Here is a 20,045-nt window from a genome sequence, read left to right as displayed (position 1 = left end):
CCTGGATCGGAGCGGATACGTTGTTCTTTCCGAATTCTGCTGACGATCCTGACACTTCGGCTCAAAACGCAAGTCATGAGGAGAGCGTGGGACGGGTTCAACGATTGATCGCCCTGAGTGTGGCGGGAGTTCTGGCGCTCATGGCGATATTTTTCTTTCAGCCCGGCGGTGATGATACCCTCGGGCGACTGCGGAAGACGGGCGTGGTCCGCATCGGGTATGCGGTCGAAGCGCCGTTCGCCATCCTCAGCGACCGCGGCGAGGTCACCGGGGAAGCTCCGGAGATCGCGCGTCACGTGGTCGAGCGCCTCGGCATCTCACACATCGAGTGGCACCAGGTGGAACTGGGCGGCCTCATCCCCGAACTGCGGGCGGGACGCATCGACGTCATCGCCTCAGGGCTCTTCATCACCCCCGAGCGATCAGGAAAGGTCCTCTTTTCCCGACCCACCATGACCGTGCGCCAGGCAATGCTTGTGCCTGCGGGCAATCCCCGCGGCCTCGGCTCCTACAGGGAAATGGCGGGTCGTTCGGACATCGCCGCTGCCGTCCTGGCCGGCTCCATCGAGGACATGCTCATGACGCGCCTTGGCATGGCCGACGTCCGCCTGCTGCGTGTTCCCGACGCCCTGACGGGCCGCCGGGCCGTTGAGACGGGTCTGGCGGACGCGTTGCTGCTCTCGGAGCCGAGTCTGCGGTGGATGCTGTCGCGCGGCGAGCCCGGACGACTTGCCGTGGCCGTTGACGACGAGCAGGAATCAGGGTTGCCCGCGTTCGCCTTCAGGCTGGACGAGCCGGAATTCCGGGATGCCTGGGACGACGCCCTGGGTGCGTATCTGGGGTCTGCGGCGCACCGCGCCATGCTGGGTTCCCTTGGGCTGTCCTGGAGCCCTCCCGCAGCGAAGGAGGCCGACGGATGAACATCCCGCACGCGGACCAATCCGGAGAATGGAAACCGTCGCGGTGGGTTTTCACCGCCATGCTGCTGGCTTTGTGCAGCGTGGGCCTGCTCGCCTGGATGCATTGGGTGCAGACCACGGCCCTGCGGCAGACCACGGCCTATCTCGGTGAACTGCGCCTAGCCAGGACCGACCTGGCCAAGGGGTTCATGCAGGCCAGCCTTGGCGCGGACCCCCAGTCGCCGTTCAGCCAGGACACCGGAATGGCCCTGTTGCGTCAGGCCCTGCGTTCCTTCGAGGCGTCCGCGGCACGGCTGGACCCGGCCGACTCGGAGCAAGCCGAACAGTTCGCCAGCAGTATCCGGAGCTTCGGCCTGCTCCTGCAGGACTGGAGGGGGGGCACGAGGCAGGACCAGCGACTGGCCGTGTCCCTGCGCGTCGCCCACACCGGCCTCGAAATGCGTGCGGCGGAGGTAGACGCCCTGCTCCAGGAACGGATCGAAAGCCTGACCGCCAAGGCCCGCCGCACCTATGTCGTCAGTCTGCTCGGCTCCCTGCTGGCCTTGAGTGTCATCCTGGGCATCGTCCTCACCGCGGTGCGCAAGGAGCGGGTGGCACTGCACGAACGCATCCGGCAGGGCAGGGCCCTCGAGGACAGCGAGGCGCGCTTCAGGGACATGTTCCTCAAGGCGCCTGTGGCCATGGCCATGGCCGACGGGGCAGGGCGCATCACCGCCGGTAACAGGAGTTTCGAACAGCTTTTCGGCTACACCCTGGACGACGTGCCCGACATCGCGACATGGTGGTCCCTGGCCTTCCCCGATCCCGGCGCCCGTTCCGAGGCCAAGTCGCGCTGGCAGGAGGCACTGGACGGGGCCCGTCGCGCCGGCAGGGAATTCGACGCCGGCGAATTCCGTGTGGCCTGCAAGGACGGCGTGGAGCGCGCCGTCCGGATTTCGGGAATTTTCCTGGAGGAGGGCGTGCTGTCTTCCTTCGTCGACCTCACCCCTCTGCGCCTGGCCGAGACCGAGCTGCGGCTGTGGGCCCAAGCCTTCGAGAACGCCGAACTGGGGCTCGCCATTGTCGACGCCCGGACCAACACGATGCTGGCCGTCAACCCGGCCTTCGCCCGGCTGCGCGGCTACGAGCCGGCCGAGATGGTCGGCTTGCCGGTGGCCGAGCTCTTCGCCGAGGACAGGCGCGGCCAGGTCCGGGAGATGATCGAGACCCTCAACGCCTCGGCCCATGCCGTCTTCGAGAGCGAACACATGGCCAGGGACGGGCGACGCTTCCCCGTGCTCCTGGACATCACGGTCCTCAGGGACGAAGCCGGCAGGCCCGTGAACCGGGTCGCCTATGCCCTGGACCTGACCAAACGCAAGGAGGCCGAGGCCGCCCTGGCCGCGGCCCAGACCGCGGCCCTGGAACAGCAGCGGCAGGCCAGGATCGCCGCCCTGCGCCAAATGGAAGAGGCGCGAAACGCCCGCGCCAGGGCCGAGGAAGCCCTGGCCGCCCTGCGCGAGAGCGAGGAGCGGCTGCAGCTCTTCGTCCGCTACGCTCCGGCCTCGCTGGCCATGTTCGACCGGGAGATGCGCTACATCGCGGTCAGCCGGCGCTGGCTGGACGACTACCGCCTGGGTGAGCGGGACATCATGGGCGTGTCCCACTACGAGGTCTTTCCGGAGATAGGCCCTGAATGGAAGGAAATACACCGCCGTGGCCTCGACGGCGAGGTCGTGCGCAAGGACGAGGACCGCTTCGAGCGTGCCGACGGCTCGAGCCAGTGGGTGCGCTGGGAAGTGCGGCCGTGGCGCTCGGTCCGGGGGGACGTGGGCGGCATCGTCATCTTCACCGAGGACATCACCAGGCAGAAGGAGGCCGAGTCCGACCTCGTCAGGGCCAAGGAGGAGGCCGAAAGCGCCAACCACGCCAAGTCCGAGTTCCTGGCCAACATGAGCCACGAGGTCAGGACCCCTTTAAACGGCATCATGGGCATGCTGCAACTCCTCCAGACCACGGACCCCAGTTCGGAGCAGGTCGAATGCATCACGCTGGCCGTAAAGTCCGCCAACCGCCTGACGCGGCTCCTGGCAGACATCCTCGACATCTCCAGCATCGAGGCCGGGCGGCTGACCGTGCGCACGGCCGAGTTCTCGACTTCGGAACTGCGCGAATCGGTCATGGAGCTCTTTTCCAACACGGCCCGGGAAAAGGGACTGGACCTGACTTGCCGCATGGCCGAGGGGCTGCCCGAACGCGTTGTGGGCGACGAGACGCGGGTTGTCCAGATCCTCGGCAACCTCCTGGGCAATGCCCTGAAATTCACTCCCCAGGGGAATGTGAGCCTGGACATGGAGCCCCTGCCGGCGCGGGAAGGAGAGATCCGGCTGCGCTTCACGGTCACCGACACGGGCATCGGCATCCCCGAGCACAACCTCGACCGACTCGGCACGCCGTTCTACCAGGTGGACGGCTCCTACACCCGGGCCTACCAGGGCGCAGGCCTCGGCCTGGCCATCACCCAGCGCCTCGTGAAGCTCATGGGCGGCAGCCTGCAGATCAAGAGCGCCCAGGCTCGGGGCACGTCCATCCGGGTGGACCTGCCCTTCGGCGTACCGGGCGAGCGGTCCGCCGCGCTGCCGTCCCCCGCCGGGCTGCCGACGACGGGACGGTCCGTGCGCGTGCTGCTGGCAGAGGACGACAAGATCAACCAGGTCGCCACGTCCGCGCTGCTGAGAAAGATGGGGCACAGCGTCAGCGTGGCCGAAAACGGCCGGCAGGTCCTGGAGCTCTTGGCCCGCGAAGAGTTCGACCTCATCCTCATGGACATTCAGATGCCCGTCATGACCGGCCTCGAAGCCCTCAAGGCCATCCGCACGGACCCGGCCCACGCGACCTTCAAGGACATTCCCGTCGTGGCCCTCACGGCCCACGCCATGCTCGGGGACCGCGAGAACTTCCTTGAGCAGGGCATGGACGCCTATCTCAGCAAGCCCGTCGGCATCCGCGACCTGGACTCTGTCATCACCCGCCTGTTTTCAGACTCATGACTCTGGAACGGCTTGCCGCTCCGAACTAACCATGACCTGCCGCACGTGACGGGGAGGGACGCCATCCCTCCACGACCCGGACCGCGTATGATTCGCCATGTCGTTTGCCAGACATATTTGCCGGTTGCGTACGTATTTCTTCTTTGATAGGCCAGCCAATCGTTTATCGATGGCCGGAGATCACCTCGGGCTGTCCGCACCTTCACGGAGGAATCCATGCGTCCATTCATCATCCTTCTGGCGGGGCTGTTCCTCGCCAATACGGCCCTGGCCGAGCCCGTCGGCAGCCCCATCCCCGTCGGCATCGCCGTGGGCCAGACCACCAACGTCGCCCTGTTCGGCGAGGAGCAGGTCAACGGCGCCAAGGTCGCCGAGAAGCTCCTGAACGAGAAGGGCGGCGTCGGCGGCACGCCCATCCGCCTGGCCTTCCAGGACACGGGCGGCGACGAGGCCGGCGCCATCAACGCCTTCCAGAACCTCATCTCCCGCGACAAGGTCGTGGCCATCATCGGGCCGACCCTGTCCCAGCAGGCCTTCGCCGCCAACCCCATCGCCAACCAGGCCAAGGTCCCCGTCGTCGGCCCGTCCAACACGGCCAAGGGCATCGCCCAGATCGGCGAGTACGTCTCCCGCATCTCCGCGCCCATGACCCTCGTCGCGCCCAACGCGCTGAAGCGCGCCCTGAAGCTCAACCCGAACGTGAAGAACGTGGCCGTGGTCTACGCCCAGGACGACGCCTTCAACGTCTCCGAGACCGGCATCTTCCAGGAAGCCATCAAGGGCATGGGCCTGAACATCGCCACCATCCAGAAGACCAGCGTCAAGGACACGGACTTCACCACCCAGGTCACCGCCATCCTCGGAGCCGGCGTGGACATGGTCGTCATGAGCTGCCTGGCCGCCGACGGCGGCAACATGGTCAAGCAGCTGCGCCAGCTCGGCTACGAGGGCCTCATCGTCGGCGGCAACGGCTTCAACTCCCCGAACATGTACCCCGTCTGCGGGCAGGAGTGCACCGGCGTCATCGTCGCCCAGGCCTACAGCCCCAAGGCCGACAACGCCGAGAACAAGGCCTTTTCCGCCGCCTTCAAGGACATGTTCAAGAAGGACCCGGCCCAGTTCTCGGCCCAGGCCTACACCAGCGTGAAGGTCGTCGTGGACGCCCTGAACGAGGTCGAGAAGAGCTCCGGCAAGAAAGTCGCCGAGATGGACACCGCCGAGCTGCGCACGGCCCTCAATGCCGCCATCGTCTCCAGCTCCTACGACACGCCCCTGGGCGAGATCGTCCTCGACGCCGACGGCGAGATCACCCAGAAGACCTTCTACGTCTCGCAGATCAAAGTCGCCGACGACGGCAAGACCGGCACCATGGAGCTGCTGCCCGAATAACGCCTCACCCGCCGGGGAAGCGCGCCTTCCCCGGCAACCGGTCCCAACATGAACTTCGTCTTTCTGCTGCAAAGCTTCATCAACGGCCTGTCCATCGGCTCCGTCTACGCCATCTTCGCCCTCGGCTACACGCTGGTGTTCTCGATCCTGGGCATCATCAACTTCGCCCACGGCGCCGTCTTCACCCTCGGGGCCTACTGCACCTACGCCCTGGCCGTCGGCGATTTCGGCCTGAACGGCCTCCTGGCCGGCATGAGCCTGCCGTTCCGCCTGCCGTTCCCCCTGGCCCTGCTCGGCGGCTCCCTCCTGGCCGGCGGCATCGGCGTCCTCGTCGAGCGCCTGGCCTTCCGGCCCCTGCGCGCCAAGGGCGCGGACCCGCTCCTGGCCCTGGTCAGCAGCCTCGGCGTGGCCCTCATCCTCGTCAACTGCCTGCAGTTCCTGGTCGGCGCCGAGATCTACTCCTTTCCCTCGGGCATCTTCGGCTCACTGCCCCCGGCCATGGTCTTCAAGATGGACGGCAAGGTCCTGGCCGTGCGCACCGTGCAGATCATCATCCTCGTCGTCAGCCTGGCCATGCTCCTGGCCCTGGCCTGGTTCATGAACCGCACGCGCATGGGCAAGGCCCTGCAGGCCACGGCCGAGAACCCCGAGACCGCGAGCCTCCTGGGCATCAACGTCGACCGCTACATCCTGTCCACATTTTTCATCTCCGGCGCCCTCGGCGGCCTGTCCGGCACCCTCATCGGCGCCAGCTTCGGCCTGGCCGGCCCGTATTTCGGCGTCAGCTACGGTTTGAAGGGCCTGGCCGTCATCGTCCTCGGCGGCCTCGGCAGCATCCCCGGCGCCGTCCTCGGCGGGCTCGTCATCGGTCTGGGAGAAGCCTTCCTGCCGCCCGACTACTCGTCCATGAAGGAGGCCGTGGCCTTCGTCATGCTCTTCGTCATCCTCCTGGCCCGCCCCCAGGGGCTTCTGGGACGGCAAACCATCCAGAAGGTCTAGGCATGTTCCTCGAAAACTACGGATTCCTCATCGTGGCCATCGTCCAGCAGGCCCTGCTGGGCATGAGCCTGTGGTACCCCCTCATGGCCGGGCAGCTGTCCCTGGCCAGCATCGGCTTCTATTCCCTGGGCGGCTACATCGCCGCCATCATGGGCACCAGCCCCGCCTTCGCCGCCTGGCGCGAAGCCCTGGGCCCGGCCCTCTATCCCGTCGAATGGCTCATCGCCCTGGCGGCAAGCGTTCTGCTGGGCCTGGCCGTCGGCATCCCGGCCCTGCGCCTGCGCGGCATCTACCTCGCCCTGGCCACCATCGCCTTCGTCCAGGTATTAAACGTCGTCGTCCTCGTCCTCGACGTGACCGGCGGCGCCGTGGGCCTCTTCGGCATCCCGCAGCCCTTCGAAAGCCGCCTCGGCTACCTGTGGTTCTTCGGACCGCTCCAGGCCGTCATGCTCCTCTTCTCCGCCCGCCTGACCCGCACCGTGGCCGGCCGCTCCTTCATGGCCATCCGCGAGGACGAGCTGGCCGCCCAGGCCATGGGCATCCCGACGACCTTCGAGAAGGTCCGCGCCTTCGTCATCGGCTGCGGCCTGGCCGGCGTCGTCGGCGCCATGAGCGCGCCGTTCCTCAACACCTGGAACGCCCGCCAGAGCAGCTTCGACGCCTCCGTGGCCTGCCTGGCCTACGTGCTCATCGGCGGCGCCCGCTCCGTCTGGGGACCGCTCCTGGGCGCGGCCCTCCTGGTCGCACTGCCCGAGGTCCTGCGGCCCCTCAAGGACGCCCGCCTGATCATGAACGGCATCGTCCTCGTCGTGGCCTGCATCTACCTGCCCCAGGGCATCGCCGGGCTGCTGGCCTCCCTGCGCAGAAGGGAGGCCGCATGAGCCAGACCATCCTCCAGCTCGACGGCGTGTCCCGCGCCTTCGGCGGCCTCATGGCCGTGGGCGACGTCAGCTTCTCCGTCCAGGCCGGCGAGATCTTCGGGCTCATCGGTCCCAACGGCGCCGGCAAGACCACGCTCTTCAACCTCGTCTCCGGCATCACCCCCGTGTCCGCCGGGCGCGTCAGCTTCCTCGACCGCGACATCCTGGGGCTCGCGCCCCACAAGGTCGCCGGCATGGGCATGGCCCGGACCTTTCAGAACATCCGCCTCTTCGCCGGCATGAGCGTCCTCGACAACGTCCGAGCCCCCATGCAGGCCTTCTCGCGCACCGGCTTCCTCCAGGACCTCCTCGGACTGCCCGCCAGCCGCGCCCAGGAGGCGCAGATCATGGCCACGGCCATGGAGCTCCTGAACCTCGTCGGCCTTGACGCCAAGGCCCGCGCCGCCGCCTCGTCCCTGCCGTACGGCGAACGTCGACGCCTCGAAATCGCCCGCGCCCTGGCTCTGCGGCCCAGGCTCCTGCTCCTCGACGAACCGGCCGCCGGGCTCAACCTCGCCGAAAAGGCCGAACTGAGCGACTTCATCCGCGACCTGCGCAGCCTCTTCGACCTGACCGTGCTCATCATCGAGCACCACGTGCCCCTGGTCATGGGCCTGTGCGACCGCCTGGCCGTCCTCAACTTCGGCCGCCTCATCTGCCAGGGGCGGCCCGAAGAGGTCCGCTGCGACAAATCCGTCATCGACGCCTACCTCGGAGACAGCCATGCCGCTCCTCGAACTTGACCGCGTCAGCGTCAGCTACGGCCCCGTCCAGGCCGTGCGCGACGTCAGCCTGCACGTCGACCGCGGCGAGATGGTCACCCTCATCGGCGCCAACGGCGCCGGCAAGAGCACCATCCTGCGCGCCGTCTCCGGCCTGGCCCGCATCGCCTCCGGTTCCCTGCGTTTCAACGACGCCGACATCTCCAAGGCCCGCCCCGACGTCATCGTCCGCGCCGGCCTCGCCCACTGCCCCGAAGGACGCCAGGTCCTGGCCCGCCAGACCATCGAGGACAACCTCCTGCTCGGCGCCTACGTCCGCACCGACAAGGATGGCATCGCCCGCGACCTCGACCAGGCCTACCTCATGTTCCCGCGCCTCCGCGAACGCCGCACCCAGCTCGCCGGGACACTCTCGGGCGGCGAACAGCAGATGCTCGCCATCGCCCGCGCCCTCATGAGCTCGCCGCGCCTGCTCCTCCTCGACGAGCCCTCCCTGGGCCTCGCGCCCCTCGTCGTCGAGGAGATCTTCGCGATCCTCGACCGCCTGAGCGGCCAGGGCATGACCATCCTCCTCGTCGAACAGAACGCGCGCCTCGCCCTGGCGCACTCGCACCGCGGCTACGTCCTCGAATCCGGACAGATCGCCGCCTCCGGCGACGCCAAGGGGTTGCTCGAAGACGAACGCGTGCTGGCGGCGTACCTCGGGGCGTAGAGGGGAGGGGAGAGAAGAGATGCGGGGCGCTGCCCCGCGCCCCGCAAGGGGCTCGCCCCTTGACCCGGTTATGGAGGGGTGGGGGGGCTGATCGTCGATTTTTTTTGGAATAATTTTCGGTTGTTGGGTTGTTTTTTGTTGCGTGCCCGTTGTGCGGGGAGTAGTGGTTTTGCCGGTTTTGGCACAACGCGAGTACATGCTTTTGACATGGCGCAGCTGCGCCGGAGAGGTGTTTGAATGAACAAACCGCAACGGGTGACCCTGTTCATGCAGTGCATCGTTGATTCGTGCTTCCCCCAGGTCGGGGAGGCCATGGTCGCGGTCCTCGAACGGCAGGGGCTCACCCTCGAATACCCCGCGGACCAGACCTGCTGCGGGCAGCCGGCTTTCAACGCCGGCTACCGCAACGAGGCCGCCCGCCTGGCCCGCCGCTTCCTCGACGTGTTCGAGGACGCCGAATGCATCGTCTGCCCCTCGGGCTCCTGCGTGCACATGGTCCGTCATCACTACCGTGAGCTTTTCGCCAAAGAACCCAGGCTGCTGGCCCGGGCGGAGCGGGTGGGAGCAAAGACCTTCGAGTTCACGGAATTTCTGGTCGACGTGCTGGGCGTCACCGATGTGGGTGCGTCGTGGCATGGCGACGTGACCTACCACGATTCCTGCCACCTCCTGCGCGGACTCGGCGTCAAGGACCAGCCGCGCGCGCTCCTGGCAGGCGTGCGGGGCCTCAACCTCATCGAGATGACCCGCTCCGACGAGTGCTGCGGCTTCGGCGGCACCTTCTCGGCCAAGTACCCCGAGATCTCCGAAGCGCTTCTGGAAACCAAGCTGGCCAATATCCAGGCCACCGGCGCAGGGGCCGTGGTCGGCTGCGACATGGGGTGCCTGATGCACATGCAGGGCATGATCCGCCGCCGCGAGCTGCCCATAACCGTCCACCACATCGCCGAAATCCTGGCCGGGAGGCAGTGACATGCAAAGCTCCTCTCCGCTGAAATACAGGGAACTCGCCGCCGGCGCCGTCAAGGATTCGCAGCTGCATCGGGCCCTGGGCAAGATGCGCGACAAGGTCGGCCGCAATGCCGTGAACCTCTATAACCAGATCGCGCCGGGGCAGGACTCGCGCCTGGCCGCCAAGGCCGTGCGCAGCCGGATCGTCGACAACCTCGACGTGGTCCTCGAAACCCTGGCCGAAAACATCAGGGCCAGGGGAGGGCAGGTCTTCCTGGCCGACAGCGGCGCCGACGCCGTCGAATACTGCCTGCAGGTCGCCCGCCGCCACAAGGTCCGCCGCGTGGTCAAGGGCAAGTCCATGCTGAGCGAAGAGATCTGCCTCAACCCCGCCCTGGAGGCCGCCGGCATCGAAACCGTGGAGACGGACCTGGGCGAGTACATCGTCCAGCTCAAGGGCGAGGCCCCCTCGCACATCATCGCCCCGGCCATCCACTACACCCGCGACCAGGTCGGCGCGCTCTTCGCCGAAAAGCTCGGCGAGCCCTACACCGACGACCCGCCCAGCCTGACCGCCATGGCGCGCAAGGCCCTGCGCGAGAAGATGCTGACCGCCGACATGGGCATCTCCGGCGGCAACACGGCCTGCGCCGAGACCGGCCATGTGACCATCGTCTCCAACGAGGGCAACATCCGCATGACCTCGACCATGCCCCGCGTGCACATCGTGCTCCTGGGCATCGAGAAGATCGCCGCCACCCTGGAGGACCACGACATCCTCCTGCGCATGCTGACCCGCGCCGCGGCCGGACAGAAGATCTCCACCTACATCAGCTACGTCGGCGGGCCGCGACTGCCCGAGGAACCCGACGGACCCGAGGAGTTCCATCTGGTCTTGGTGGACAACGGCCGCAGCCGCATCCTGGCCGACCCCGACTTCCGGGAGGTCCTGCACTGCGTGCGCTGCGGCGGCTGCCTCAACGTCTGCCCGGTATACCTGAACATCGGCGGCCACAGCTACGGCTCGCCCTACTGCGGCCCCATCGGCGCCGTCTTCACCCCCCTGACCCGCGGCATAGGCGAATGCAGCCACCTCTGCCAGGGCGAGACCCTGTGCGGCGCCTGCAAACAGGTCTGCCCCGTGGACAACGACCTGCCGCGCATGCTCTCCCTGCTGCGCGCCAAGCTGGCCGACGGCGACCCCAAGTGGGACGTGCGGCCCCAGAGCAGGGCGGCCAAGCTGGCCTTCGGAGCCTGGTCCGCCGTCATGAGCCGGCGCGGGCTCTACGACGCACTGTTGGGGTTGGCACGCCTGGGGCAGCGCCTGCTGCCGCGGCGCAACGGGTGGATCACCAGACTGCCCGGACCGCTGGGCGGATGGACCCGGGGGCGCGATTTCCCGCCACTGGCCGCGGAAAGTTTCGGCGAAAGATGGGCCCGGCGAAACCGGGACGGGAGGGACGCATGAACCCCATCATCGAAAGGGTCCGCAAGGCCCTGGGCGTCCAGGCCGGCGACGGCCGGGAGAGGATCGTCTTCGCCAAGAGCGACGATTTCGTGCACTGCGCCGACGCCCCGGTTGCGCCCGAGGAACGGGCGGGCTGGGTGGACGGCATCCGGGCCGAGGCCAAGGCCCTGAACCTGCAGGTCCACGAGTGCCCGGATCTGGCCGCCTGCGGCGCGGCCATCGCGGCCCTGGCCGCCGAGCGGAGTCCGGAGTGGGGCACGCTGCGGCAGATCATGCGCTGGAGCGATCCGCTCCTCGACGGACTGGGGCTCGAGTCGCGGCTGCCGGCCGACATCGCCGTCAAGGTCGTGCCCGAGGCCGACAGCTTCGCCGAGAGCGAGCGCCAGGACTTCCGCCGCGAGGTCATCGCCTCGTACATCGGCATCACCACGGCCGACTACCTGCTGGCCGACACGGCCTCCATCGTGCTCCTGGGCGGCAAAGGGAGGGCGCGGTCCGTGTCCCTGGTGCCGTCCATCCATATCGCCGTGGTCCCGGCCGGGCGCATGGTCGGCTCCTACCGGCGGATGCTCTCCGCCCTGAACGCCCGGACCCTGCCGTCCCACGCCACGGTCATCACCGGCCCGAGCAAGACGGCCGACATCGAGGCCACCCTCGTGCACGGCGCCCACGGGCCGCGCGAGATGCACCTCTTCGTGGTCGGCGTCGTGGAGTAGGGGCCGCACCTTCGGGAACAAAGCCCGGACGCATGGCCATGCGGCGATGCGTCCGGGCTTTTCTTTTTCCGGGTTTGCTGGGATAGCTGACGTTCAAAAGGAAAGGTGCCATGGAACGGGAGAGCGTATTCACTGCCGCGGACGGCGCGCGCATCGCCTACCGCATCACGCGGGCCGGGGCGCCGCGGCGGACCGTCGTCCTGCTGCACGGCGTGGCCAGCAACATGACCAGATGGTGGAATTTCGTGGGCGGCACGCGCCTGGCCGAAGGCTGGGACATCCTGCGCCTGGACTTGCGCGGCCATGGCGGGTCGCTCTACCGCGGCCGGGTGGGCATGGACGTCTGGAGCGCGGACCTTGCCGGCCTGCTGCGTCACGAGGGCATCGAACAGGCTGAGCTGGTCGGACACTGCCTGGGCGCCAATCTCGGCCTGTGGTTCGCGTGGCTCCATCCCGGCCTGGTTTCGGGGCTGGTGCTCATCGAGCCCATGTTCCGCGCCGCCATCACCGGCCGGATGACACGCGTCCTGCACCTGCGCCCCGTGCTGGCGGCCATGGTGCGGCCCCTGCTGGCCCTGGCGGCCGGGGGCGTCCACCGGGGCAGCCTGCCGCCCCTGGACCTGGCCGAACTGGACCAGGTCGCCTACGCGGCCATGGCCCGGACGAACGGCTCGTTCCCGACCAAGCGCTTCTCCTCGCCCGTGCACGAACTGCGCATCCTGCCCACGGTCGTGTATCTGCAGGACCTCCTGGCCGTGACCGACCCGCTGCCGGACCTTGCGGCCATCAACGCTCCGGCGCTGGCCCTGCTTTCCAGCGGCGGCATCTTCGGCGACCCCGGCACGACCGTCCGCTGTCTGGCCGCGCTGCCCGACTGCCGCGTCGAGCACCTCGACGCCGTGCACTGGATCCCGACGGAACAGCCACGGGCCATGCGCGAGGCCATCGAGCGCTGGTGCGGCCGGCACGGTTGAAGGAATAAACCCTGTCCCGCCCCACGGGCGGACCGCACCTGACGGAAGGAGGCGCGAGATGGAGACTGCGTTCATCGGACTTGGAATCATGGGCAGCCGCATGGCCGCCAACCTGCTCAAAAGCGGCGCCGGTCTGACGGTTTTCAACCGTTCCGCCGGACCCGCGCAGGAACTGGAGCGTCTGGGGGCGCGGGCCGCGGCGTCGTGCGCGGAGGCCGTGCGGGACGCGGATGTCGTCTTCACCATGCTCAGCTCGCCCGAGGTCCTGCGTGACGTCGCCCTGTCAGAGTCCGGCTTCGTGTCCGCCATGAAGGCGGGGGCCATCTGGGTCGATTGCTCCACGGTCGACCCGTCCTTCTCCCGCTGGTCCGGGCAGATCGCCCGCGATCACGGCGTACGCTTCGTCGACGCCCCGGTGTCCGGCACCAAGCCCAACGCCGAGCGCGGCGACCTCGTGTTCCTGGTGGGCGGGGACGCGGGGGACGTGCGGGAGATCGAGCCGCTCCTCAATGTCATGGGCGGCAAGATCATCCACGCCGGGGAGACAGGACGCGGGGCGGGCCTGAAGATGCTCGTCAACGCGCTCCTGGCCCAGGCCATGGTCGTCTTCTCCGAAACGGTCCTGCTGGGCGAGAAGCTCGGCTTCGACCGCAACTTCCTGCTCGACACCCTGCCGAACACGCATGTCGTCGCGCCCTTCACCAAGGCCAAGGCCGAGATGATCCGTAAGGACGAGTACGAAGTGAACTTCCCGCTGGAATGGATGCTCAAGGATCTGCGCCTGGTCGAGCGGACCGCCGCCGAAGCGGACCAGCCGCTGTACCTGGCCCGTCTGGCGCGGGAACTCTATGCAGGGGCCGAGGAGAGCGGGCTGGGGCGCGAGGACTTCGCGGCCATCTACAGGTATCTGCACGACTAGGGACCGGCGCCCAGAGACGCTTAAAGACGGGCCGGGAAGGCTTTCCACGGCCCGTTCGGGGCGCACACGCGCCTACTTCCCTGCTACGAAGCCGTTCAGGAAGTCCACGATTTCCGCTTCGGTCTCGGCCCGCAGCATGCTCTTGTAGATGTAGCCGTGGGTGATGACCGTTCGGCCCTTGTCCGAATAGCCGTAGCTCAGAATCACGATGTGCTTGCGTCCGTATTTCCCCTCGATCTTGTTGTAGACGACGACCTCGCCGTTGACCCTGATGAATTCGGACTCCAGGAGCTGCGCCTCCTTGAGCCCGTAGCCCTCCACCAGTTTCTTGAAGATGTCCGTCATCGGGACGGCTTCGTCATAGGAGAATATCTGCGCGTTGGAGAACCTTCGGGCGTTGAACTCGATGCGCGAACCCTCGTCGCTTTTCACGCTCCACAGGCGCTTGTCGTAGTAGAAGGTCGTTCCGGTCCCGCCGATGGGCACCCTTTCGACGGCGTCCTTGGACTTGAAGCGCTCCTCCATGTACGCCTTGCCGGGAGGGACGGACTTCCCGGGAGGCACGGCGGGCTTGGGGGCGCATGAGGCCAGGAACATGACCAGGATTGCGTAGAGTGCGTATTTCATCTGCGTGCCTCCTTGGGATGGATTCGTCCGTGTGCGGGCACGGAGCCCGGAACCGTTGCCTGTGTGTTCATTGCTCAGGCAGGCCGCCTGTACACCGCGAAGAAGTGCGGGACGGGCGGGTCCTGGTGGTCGTCGTAGGCCAGAAAGTGCGCCTCCGTCAGGCCGGCGCGCACGAAGCCGTCGATCTCGCGACGGTCCAGGGCGATGGGGAAGGTCTGCGAATGGTCGTCGCTCTCGCGGCTGCGACAGGACACGACGGCCACGCCTCCGGGTGCAACCAGTTCGCCGATGGCGTTCAGCGCCCTGACCCGGTTGTCGCCCGTGAGGATCTGGATGGTGTTGCACTCGTAGACGAGATCGAAGCCGCGCCGCCAAGCCGCGGGGTGGTCGAAGAGATCGGCCACGATGTACGACACGGGGCTGCCGGGATAGCGCCGGCGGCACATCTCCACGGCGGAAGGGGAGATGTCGAAGGCCGTCACGGCGTAGCCGCGATCCCGCAGTGCCTCGGCGTCGTCGCCCAGCCCGCAGCCGACCACCACGGCCCGCCTGCCGGCCGGGGCGGGGTGCGCGTCGAGCCAGTCGAGAAGCAGGGGGTTGGGCTCCAGGTCGGCCCAGTAGACCTTGGCGATGTCGCCGCCCGCCCGGGCGTAGAATTCTTCGAACCACCCGTCGGGATCGCCCCTGTCGGCGTATGTCTTGGCCAGAAGTATCGTCGCGGCTTTCGGATTGTCCATGGTCTCCTGCTCAGGGTGTGCCGGTGAAAGTCCCGCCATCCCAATAGTACACAAGCGGCGAAGAGCAAAGCCCGACGGCCTTCGGAGAAGATTTTTCCATCCGTCAGAAAAGTCTTTGACAACGGACGGCCGTCCCTATAGAGACAGTTTCTCGTTGGACGGGGCAGGGCGGTTAGCTCAGCTGGGAGAGCGTCGGCCTTACAAGCCGAATGTCATAGGTTCGATCCCTGTACCGCCCACCAAGAAGACCATGCGGGGTCGTAGTTAAGACGGTTATAACGCCGGCCTGTCACGCCGGAGGCCGTGGGTTCGAGTCCCATCGGCCCCGCCATAGAAATCAAGAGCTTGAGGTTGCAAAACTTCAAGCTCTTTTTCTTTTGTGGGTTGGGGTGGGCGGGAATGGACGAGATGGACGTTATGGACCACATGGACGAGAGCCTTTTAGGCCGCACCCAGCCTGGGTCCATCTCGTCCATAACGTCCATCTCGTCCATTCAGTCCATTTCCCCCTTCCTTCTTCTCTGCGCTGAGCGCACGCGGTAGAGGCGCTCCGAAAAACCGCCCTCTTCCGTAAAGGTCTGAGACAGCGCGGCCAGTTGGCGGTCCAGCAGGGCGCAGGCTACTCCGATGAGGGTCAGGGCCGCGTTGGCGGCGATTTCCGGATAGCCCGGTGCCGCAGGGTTGCGACAGGCGCCGTCGTGTCCTGTATGCAGCGCGTCGTCCCGGACTTCCCGCGCCCAGGCGGCCACTTCGTCGGCACTTTGGCAGCGCCGCGCCACCAAGGCCGTGCAGCGCGGGTCCCTGGCGGGCCACTGGGGCAGGTTGCGTTGGCGCAGAAAGTCCTCGTAGTCGAGGCGCAGTTCCTCCAGACTGGCCCGGGCCACGCTGGTCAGCTTGAGTTCCGTCTTCTTCGAGGTCCCGCTGGCCGCGCTTCCCTCGGCGATGTTCTGTACCCCGCTGCGTGCCGCCTGCACCATCTGGTCGCGGGTCCGGCTGCCGGACGGGACGTAGCGTTCGCAAAACCGCACCGTGATGTCATAACATGACCTCGCCAACTGAAAGCTCTTCAGCTTCCTGTACCCGCCATGCCTGGAAATGATCGTCTCCACCGCACCCTCCGTCGCCTCAGTCCACTCGTGTCCATAACGTCCATCCAGTCCATAAAGTCCATTCCTACCGCCCCCCAATTCCCAATGAAAGCAGATAAGCACGCACCGGCGTAAAAGCATTCAAGCCGGGAGAGAGACAATCTCCCGGCTTGAATGCTTTTCGGATTATCACGAAGACGGGTCGCTCGGCGTTGATCTAGACGGTCAAACCTTGCGCGGGGTTTCAGCTTTTCTGCATCTGGCTGATGAATTGTTCGGCTTCGGAGATGGAGCGCTCCATCTGGGTGATGAGGGAACTCACGTCGCGCTGGACCGTGGCGAGTTCGGTCCTGATGGCGGCGACGGCGCGGGCGTTGAGGTTGTGCTTGAGAAACAGGACCTGGTCGCGCAGCACGTCGAGGACCGGCGGCATGGTTTTTTCGGCTTTGCGCATGGCCGCGAGCATTTTCTTGTACTCGATCTGGGTGACGCGCAGCTGGTTGGCGCTCTGATTGCGGAGGTTCGCGTTGGAGTATTGGGTGAGTTCCTGTTGCCATTCCGCAAACAAAGCCTCGGCCACCTCCTCGACCTTGTCGATGCGGTGGGAGACCGTGTCCGCCTGATCCCGGCAGGTTTCGTACGAGGCATTCAGGCGATCGTAGGCCGTCTGGAGTTCGCCGCCGTCGAAGTTGACGACGCTGGCGAAGCGTTCGAGAGCGCTGGCGAACTCTTCCTTGGCCTCGGCCTGGGAATCGCGAGCTTCCTCGACGCGGTCGACCAGAATGTCGCGTTTGTGCACGCCCACCTTTTCCATGGCGTTGTAGTAGGCCTTTTGGCAGGAGGCGATGGACACGACACAGAGCAGGAGCGCGATCGACTTGATGAGCTTTGGCATGGGAGTCTTCCTTTGCTTTTCGGGTCAAAAAAGTATCGCCAAAATAACCCGCCATCGGCAAATTGCCAAGCATATTATTCCGAAACCATTCAGGAAATGCCATTGCCAAGCCGAACTGCCTCCATGGCGGGGCGTGTCGTCGCCTGTCGCCCGCACATCATGTTCGCTCTCGCGCAGTGACAGCTCTTCCGTTGGCATTGCCCCAATCCACGCCCCGGCCGGGCCTGACAATTGGTTCGTTTGATAGTTTATTTTTGTTGATAACTATTACTAAATAAATTATCGCTCTAAAAAGATCGATGATTTCATCGGATGCATGTCTGACAGCAACAGACTGCTGTGTAGGACATTCTCGTCGTAAATATGCAACTCATCGAAATTTTGAAATAAAATTATTACATGATATGCCATCAGTAAAGAATTTTGATACTATAGCGCTGCTCAATCAATGGCCGCTTTACGTATTGAGTCTTGGCTTTGAACATGTGGGCGTGGATAGTCCGTACCTTCCTGGAACCGGAGCAATGCCGTGAAATGTGTCGATACGACACGGTGCGTCTGAGATGGCGACTTTTATTCCTGAACGTGGTATCCGGTCTCAGAATCTCTAATTTCCAGCAGGTTGCGAACGGCCATCGTGACGACCGCGTCGATGCCTTTCCATTTTTCGATAAAGCAGATCACAGTGCAAACCCGAACCTGAAAGGAGAACGAACATGAGCGAAGGCAAGTGTCCCGTGACGGGCAAGACCAACCCGGCAGCGTCAGGACGCGGCAGGATGAACCGCGACTGGTGGCCGAACCAGCTGAATCTCGGCATTCTGCACCAGCATTCGTCCAAGTCCAACCCCATGGGGGAGAAGTTCAACTACGCCGAGGAGTTCAAGAAACTCGACCTCGCGGCCGTAAAGAAGGACCTCATCGCCCTGATGACCGACTCGAAGGAGTGGTGGCCTGCAGACTGGGGCCACTACGGGCCGCTCTTCATCCGCATGGCCTGGCACAGCGCGGGCACCTATCGCACCGGCGACGGCCGCGGCGGGGCGGGGTCCGGCTCCCAGCGCCTGGCGCCCCTGAACAGCTGGCCTGACAACGTCAACCTCGACAAGGCCCGGAGGCTCCTCTGGCCCATCAAGCAGAAGTACGGGAAAAAAATCTCCTGGGCCGACCTCATGGTCCTGGCCGGCAACTGCGCCATCGAGTCCATGGGCCTCAAGCCCTTCGGCTTCGGCGGCGGCCGCGAGGATGTCTGGGAGCCGGAGCAGGACATCTATTGGGGCGCGGAGCAGGAATGGCTGGCCACCAGCGACAAGCCGGGAAGCCGCTACTCCGGAGAGCGGGACCTCGACAACCCGCTGGCAGCGGTTCAGATGGGCCTCATCTACGTCAACCCCGAGGGGCCGGACGGTCAGCCCATCCCGTCCGAATCGGCCAAGGACGTGCGTGAAACCTTCGCGCGCATGGCCATGAACGACGAGGAGACCGTGGCTCTGGTTGCCGGCGGGCACACCTTCGGCAAGTGCCACGGCGCCGGCCCCGCCACCCATGTCGGCCCCGAGCCGGAAGCCGCGCCCCTCGAGGAACAGGGCCTGGGCTGGAAGAGCTCCTTTGGCAGCGGCAAGGGCGGCGACACCATCGGCAGCGGCATCGAAGGCGCCTGGAAGCCCAACCCGACCACCTGGGACATGGGCTATCTCAAGGTGCTCTTCAAGTACGAGTGGGAGCTGCTCAAGAGCCCGGCCGGGGCCTATCAATGGCTGGCCAAGGATGTGGAGCCCGAGGACATGGTCGTCGACGCCCACAATCCGTCCAAGAAGGTCCGGCCCATGATGACCACGGCCGACCTGTCCTTCAAGTTCGATCCGGTTTATGAAAAGATTGCCCGGCGCTACCTGGAAAACCCCCAGGAATTCGCCGACGCCTTCGCCCGTGCATGGTTCAAGCTGACGCACAGGGACATGGGCCCGCGCTCGCGCTACCTCGGCCCTGACGTCCCGGCCGAAGATCTGATCTGGCAGGACCCGGTGCCTGCCGTGGACCACAAGCTCGTCGACGACAAGGATGTCGCCGACCTCAAGGGCAAAATCCTGGCCGCGGGACTGACGGTCCAGCAGCTGGTCGTCACGGCCTGGGCCTCGGCCTCCACCTTCCGCAACTCCGACAAGCGCGGCGGCGCCAACGGTGCGCGCATCCGCCTGGCTCCCCAGAAGGACTGGGAGGTCAACCAGCCTGCGGAACTCAAGGCCGTGTTGCAGAGTCTCGAAAAGATTCAGCAGGAGTTCAACGCCGCACAGACCGGCGGCAAGAAGGTCTCCCTGGCCGACCTCATCGTTCTGGGCGGCTGCACGGGCATCGAGCAGGCCGCCAGGAACGCCGGCCACGACGTGACCGTGCCCTTCGCGCCCGGCCGGACCGACGCCACCCAGGAACAGACCGACGTTGAGTCCTTCACCGTCCTCGAACCCGTGGCCGACGGTTTCCGCAACTACCTCAAGGGCAGGTACTCGGTTTCGGCCGAGGAACTGCTGGTCGACCGGGCGCAGCAGCTGAACCTGACAGCGCCCGAAATGACGGTGCTCATCGGCGGCATGCGCGCCCTGAGCGCCAACTTCGGGCAGTCCGCGCACGGCGTCTTCACCAGCCGTCCCGGAACGTTGACCAACGACTTCTTCGTGAACCTGCTGGACATGGGTGTTGAATGGAAGCCCGCGCAGGGGGCCGAAGGCGTGTACGAAGGCCGCGACCGCGCCACGGGCGAGCTGAAGTGGACCGGCACCCGCGTCGACCTGGTCTTCGGGTCAAACTCCCAACTGCGGGCCGTGGCGGAAGTCTACGGCTGCGCGGATTCGCAGGAGAAATTCCTGCATGACTTCGTGGCGGTGTGGGACAAGGTCATGACCCTCGACCGTTTCGACCTCGCCTGATCCCTTCACCATGCCAGACGGCCCGGCGAAAGATGTCTTCCGCCGGGCCGTTTTC

The 20,045-nt window shown here is 66.0% G+C and carries 17 protein-coding genes and 2 tRNA genes; 15 read left to right on the top strand and 4 right to left on the bottom strand.

Annotation, left to right across the window (positions count from 1 at the left end; all coding sequences use genetic code 11):
- Positions 1–140 precede the first annotated feature (140 nt).
- The 12 genes from ACZ5AC_RS07150 to ACZ5AC_RS07095 all read left to right on the top strand — a co-directional run bounded on the left by ACZ5AC_RS07150 (position 141) and on the right by ACZ5AC_RS07095 (position 13,719).
- Positions 141–920: a transporter substrate-binding domain-containing protein gene (locus tag ACZ5AC_RS07150; RefSeq protein ID WP_464250260.1), complete on the top strand. Its 780-nt coding sequence runs from the start codon at positions 141–143 to the stop codon at positions 918–920.
- Entirely contained in the window at positions 917–3,949 is a 3,033-nt protein-coding gene (locus ACZ5AC_RS07145; protein ID WP_464250259.1) for a PAS domain-containing hybrid sensor histidine kinase/response regulator, read from the top strand. Before ACZ5AC_RS07150 ends, ACZ5AC_RS07145 begins: the two co-directional genes overlap by 4 nt.
- 216 nt (positions 3,950–4,165) lie before the next feature.
- Positions 4,166–5,338, top strand: coding sequence for an ABC transporter substrate-binding protein (locus ACZ5AC_RS07140; protein WP_464250258.1), 1,173 nt, complete (start codon positions 4,166–4,168; stop codon positions 5,336–5,338).
- A gap of 48 nt (positions 5,339–5,386) precedes the next feature.
- Positions 5,387–6,337, top strand: coding sequence for a branched-chain amino acid ABC transporter permease (locus ACZ5AC_RS07135; RefSeq protein WP_464250257.1), 951 nt, complete (start codon positions 5,387–5,389; stop codon positions 6,335–6,337).
- A 2-nt stretch (positions 6,338–6,339) separates the two neighbouring features.
- The gene (locus ACZ5AC_RS07130; protein WP_464250256.1) at positions 6,340–7,218 is read left to right on the top strand and encodes a branched-chain amino acid ABC transporter permease; all 879 of its coding nucleotides are present in this window, start codon (positions 6,340–6,342) and stop codon (positions 7,216–7,218) included.
- Entirely contained in the window at positions 7,215–8,000 is a 786-nt protein-coding gene (locus ACZ5AC_RS07125; protein WP_464250255.1) for an ABC transporter ATP-binding protein, read from the top strand. The genes ACZ5AC_RS07130 and ACZ5AC_RS07125 overlap by 4 nt, the downstream gene beginning before the upstream one ends.
- On the top strand, positions 7,981–8,691 hold the full coding sequence (locus tag ACZ5AC_RS07120) for an ABC transporter ATP-binding protein (protein ID WP_464250254.1): 711 nt from the start codon (positions 7,981–7,983) through the stop codon (positions 8,689–8,691). Before ACZ5AC_RS07125 ends, ACZ5AC_RS07120 begins: the two co-directional genes overlap by 20 nt.
- A 237-nt stretch (positions 8,692–8,928) precedes the next feature.
- Complete coding sequence (locus ACZ5AC_RS07115) at positions 8,929–9,663, top strand: (Fe-S)-binding protein (RefSeq protein ID WP_464250253.1); 735 nt, start codon at positions 8,929–8,931, stop codon at positions 9,661–9,663.
- Position 9,664: 1 nt separating this feature from the next.
- The gene (locus ACZ5AC_RS07110; protein ID WP_464250252.1) at positions 9,665–11,110 is read left to right on the top strand and encodes a LutB/LldF family L-lactate oxidation iron-sulfur protein; all 1,446 of its coding nucleotides are present in this window, start codon (positions 9,665–9,667) and stop codon (positions 11,108–11,110) included.
- On the top strand, positions 11,107–11,826 hold the full coding sequence (locus ACZ5AC_RS07105; RefSeq protein ID WP_464250251.1) for a LutC/YkgG family protein: 720 nt from the start codon (positions 11,107–11,109) through the stop codon (positions 11,824–11,826). The genes ACZ5AC_RS07110 and ACZ5AC_RS07105 overlap by 4 nt, the downstream gene beginning before the upstream one ends.
- Before the next feature lie 110 nt (positions 11,827–11,936).
- On the top strand, positions 11,937–12,800 hold the full coding sequence (locus tag ACZ5AC_RS07100; RefSeq protein ID WP_464250250.1) for an alpha/beta fold hydrolase: 864 nt from the start codon (positions 11,937–11,939) through the stop codon (positions 12,798–12,800).
- A gap of 58 nt (positions 12,801–12,858) precedes the next feature.
- On the top strand, positions 12,859–13,719 hold the full coding sequence (locus tag ACZ5AC_RS07095) for an NAD(P)-dependent oxidoreductase (RefSeq protein WP_464250249.1): 861 nt from the start codon (positions 12,859–12,861) through the stop codon (positions 13,717–13,719).
- Between the two features lie 72 nt (positions 13,720–13,791).
- Here the strand turns inward: ACZ5AC_RS07095 and ACZ5AC_RS07090 are convergent, their stop codons facing one another.
- Together ACZ5AC_RS07090 and ACZ5AC_RS07085 are read right to left on the bottom strand one after the other, a co-directional pair.
- A complete protein-coding gene (locus ACZ5AC_RS07090; protein ID WP_464250248.1) occupies positions 13,792–14,346 on the bottom strand; it encodes a hypothetical protein in 555 nt (184 codons plus the stop codon).
- Positions 14,347–14,420: 74 nt separating this feature from the next.
- On the bottom strand, positions 14,421–15,083 hold the full coding sequence (locus tag ACZ5AC_RS07085; protein ID WP_464250247.1) for a class I SAM-dependent methyltransferase: 663 nt from the start codon (positions 15,081–15,083) through the stop codon (positions 14,421–14,423).
- A 166-nt stretch (positions 15,084–15,249) separates the two neighbouring features.
- Here ACZ5AC_RS07085 and ACZ5AC_RS07080 point away from each other — a divergent pair.
- Together ACZ5AC_RS07080 and ACZ5AC_RS07075 are read left to right on the top strand one after the other, a co-directional pair.
- Positions 15,250–15,325: transfer RNA gene (locus tag ACZ5AC_RS07080), tRNA-Val, on the top strand.
- A 12-nt stretch (positions 15,326–15,337) separates the two neighbouring features.
- Positions 15,338–15,414 (top strand) — tRNA-Asp (locus tag ACZ5AC_RS07075).
- 163 nt (positions 15,415–15,577) lie between these two features.
- Here ACZ5AC_RS07075 and ACZ5AC_RS07070 read toward each other — a convergent pair.
- Together ACZ5AC_RS07070 and ACZ5AC_RS07065 are read right to left on the bottom strand one after the other, a co-directional pair.
- Positions 15,578–16,192 carry a four helix bundle suffix domain-containing protein gene (locus ACZ5AC_RS07070; RefSeq protein ID WP_464250246.1) on the bottom strand — a complete coding sequence of 205 codons (615 nt, stop codon included), beginning with the start codon at positions 16,190–16,192 and terminating at the stop codon, positions 15,578–15,580.
- A 223-nt stretch (positions 16,193–16,415) separates the two neighbouring features.
- The gene (locus ACZ5AC_RS07065) at positions 16,416–17,066 is read right to left on the bottom strand and encodes a DUF2959 domain-containing protein (protein ID WP_464250245.1); all 651 of its coding nucleotides are present in this window, start codon (positions 17,064–17,066) and stop codon (positions 16,416–16,418) included.
- A 716-nt stretch (positions 17,067–17,782) separates the two neighbouring features.
- Here ACZ5AC_RS07065 and katG point away from each other — a divergent pair.
- Entirely contained in the window at positions 17,783–19,990 is a 2,208-nt protein-coding gene (gene katG / locus ACZ5AC_RS07060) for a catalase/peroxidase HPI (protein WP_464250244.1), read from the top strand.
- Positions 19,991–20,045 lie beyond the last annotated feature (55 nt).

The sequence above is a fragment of the Desulfomicrobium aestuarii genome (genome assembly GCF_055385525.1).
This window is presented reverse-complemented; position numbering and strand designations above follow the sequence as displayed.

Excerpts from the sequence above, each read along its gene's own strand:
- ACZ5AC_RS07140 (WP_464250258.1), top strand. The coding sequence starts at position 4,166 with ATGCGTCCATTCATCATCCTTCTGGCGGGGCTGTTCCTCGCCAATACG.
- ACZ5AC_RS07130 (WP_464250256.1), top strand. The coding sequence starts at position 6,340 with ATGTTCCTCGAAAACTACGGATTCCTCATCGTGGCCATCGTCCAGCAG.
- ACZ5AC_RS07090 (WP_464250248.1), bottom strand. The coding sequence starts at position 14,346 with ATGAAATACGCACTCTACGCAATCCTGGTCATGTTCCTGGCCTCATGC.
- ACZ5AC_RS07105 (WP_464250251.1), top strand. The coding sequence starts at position 11,107 with ATGAACCCCATCATCGAAAGGGTCCGCAAGGCCCTGGGCGTCCAGGCC.
- ACZ5AC_RS07125 (WP_464250255.1), top strand. The coding sequence starts at position 7,215 with ATGAGCCAGACCATCCTCCAGCTCGACGGCGTGTCCCGCGCCTTCGGC.
- ACZ5AC_RS07135 (WP_464250257.1), top strand. The coding sequence starts at position 5,387 with ATGAACTTCGTCTTTCTGCTGCAAAGCTTCATCAACGGCCTGTCCATC.
- ACZ5AC_RS07095 (WP_464250249.1), top strand. The coding sequence starts at position 12,859 with ATGGAGACTGCGTTCATCGGACTTGGAATCATGGGCAGCCGCATGGCC.
- ACZ5AC_RS07065 (WP_464250245.1), bottom strand. The coding sequence starts at position 17,066 with ATGCCAAAGCTCATCAAGTCGATCGCGCTCCTGCTCTGTGTCGTGTCC.
- ACZ5AC_RS07150 (WP_464250260.1), top strand. The coding sequence starts at position 141 with ATGGCGATATTTTTCTTTCAGCCCGGCGGTGATGATACCCTCGGGCGA.
- ACZ5AC_RS07120 (WP_464250254.1), top strand. The coding sequence starts at position 7,981 with ATGCCGCTCCTCGAACTTGACCGCGTCAGCGTCAGCTACGGCCCCGTC.
- ACZ5AC_RS07110 (WP_464250252.1), top strand. The coding sequence starts at position 9,665 with ATGCAAAGCTCCTCTCCGCTGAAATACAGGGAACTCGCCGCCGGCGCC.
- ACZ5AC_RS07085 (WP_464250247.1), bottom strand. The coding sequence starts at position 15,083 with ATGGACAATCCGAAAGCCGCGACGATACTTCTGGCCAAGACATACGCC.
- ACZ5AC_RS07100 (WP_464250250.1), top strand. The coding sequence starts at position 11,937 with ATGGAACGGGAGAGCGTATTCACTGCCGCGGACGGCGCGCGCATCGCC.
- ACZ5AC_RS07145 (WP_464250259.1), top strand. The coding sequence starts at position 917 with ATGAACATCCCGCACGCGGACCAATCCGGAGAATGGAAACCGTCGCGG.
- katG (WP_464250244.1), top strand. The coding sequence starts at position 17,783 with ATGAGCGAAGGCAAGTGTCCCGTGACGGGCAAGACCAACCCGGCAGCG.
- ACZ5AC_RS07115 (WP_464250253.1), top strand. The coding sequence starts at position 8,929 with ATGAACAAACCGCAACGGGTGACCCTGTTCATGCAGTGCATCGTTGAT.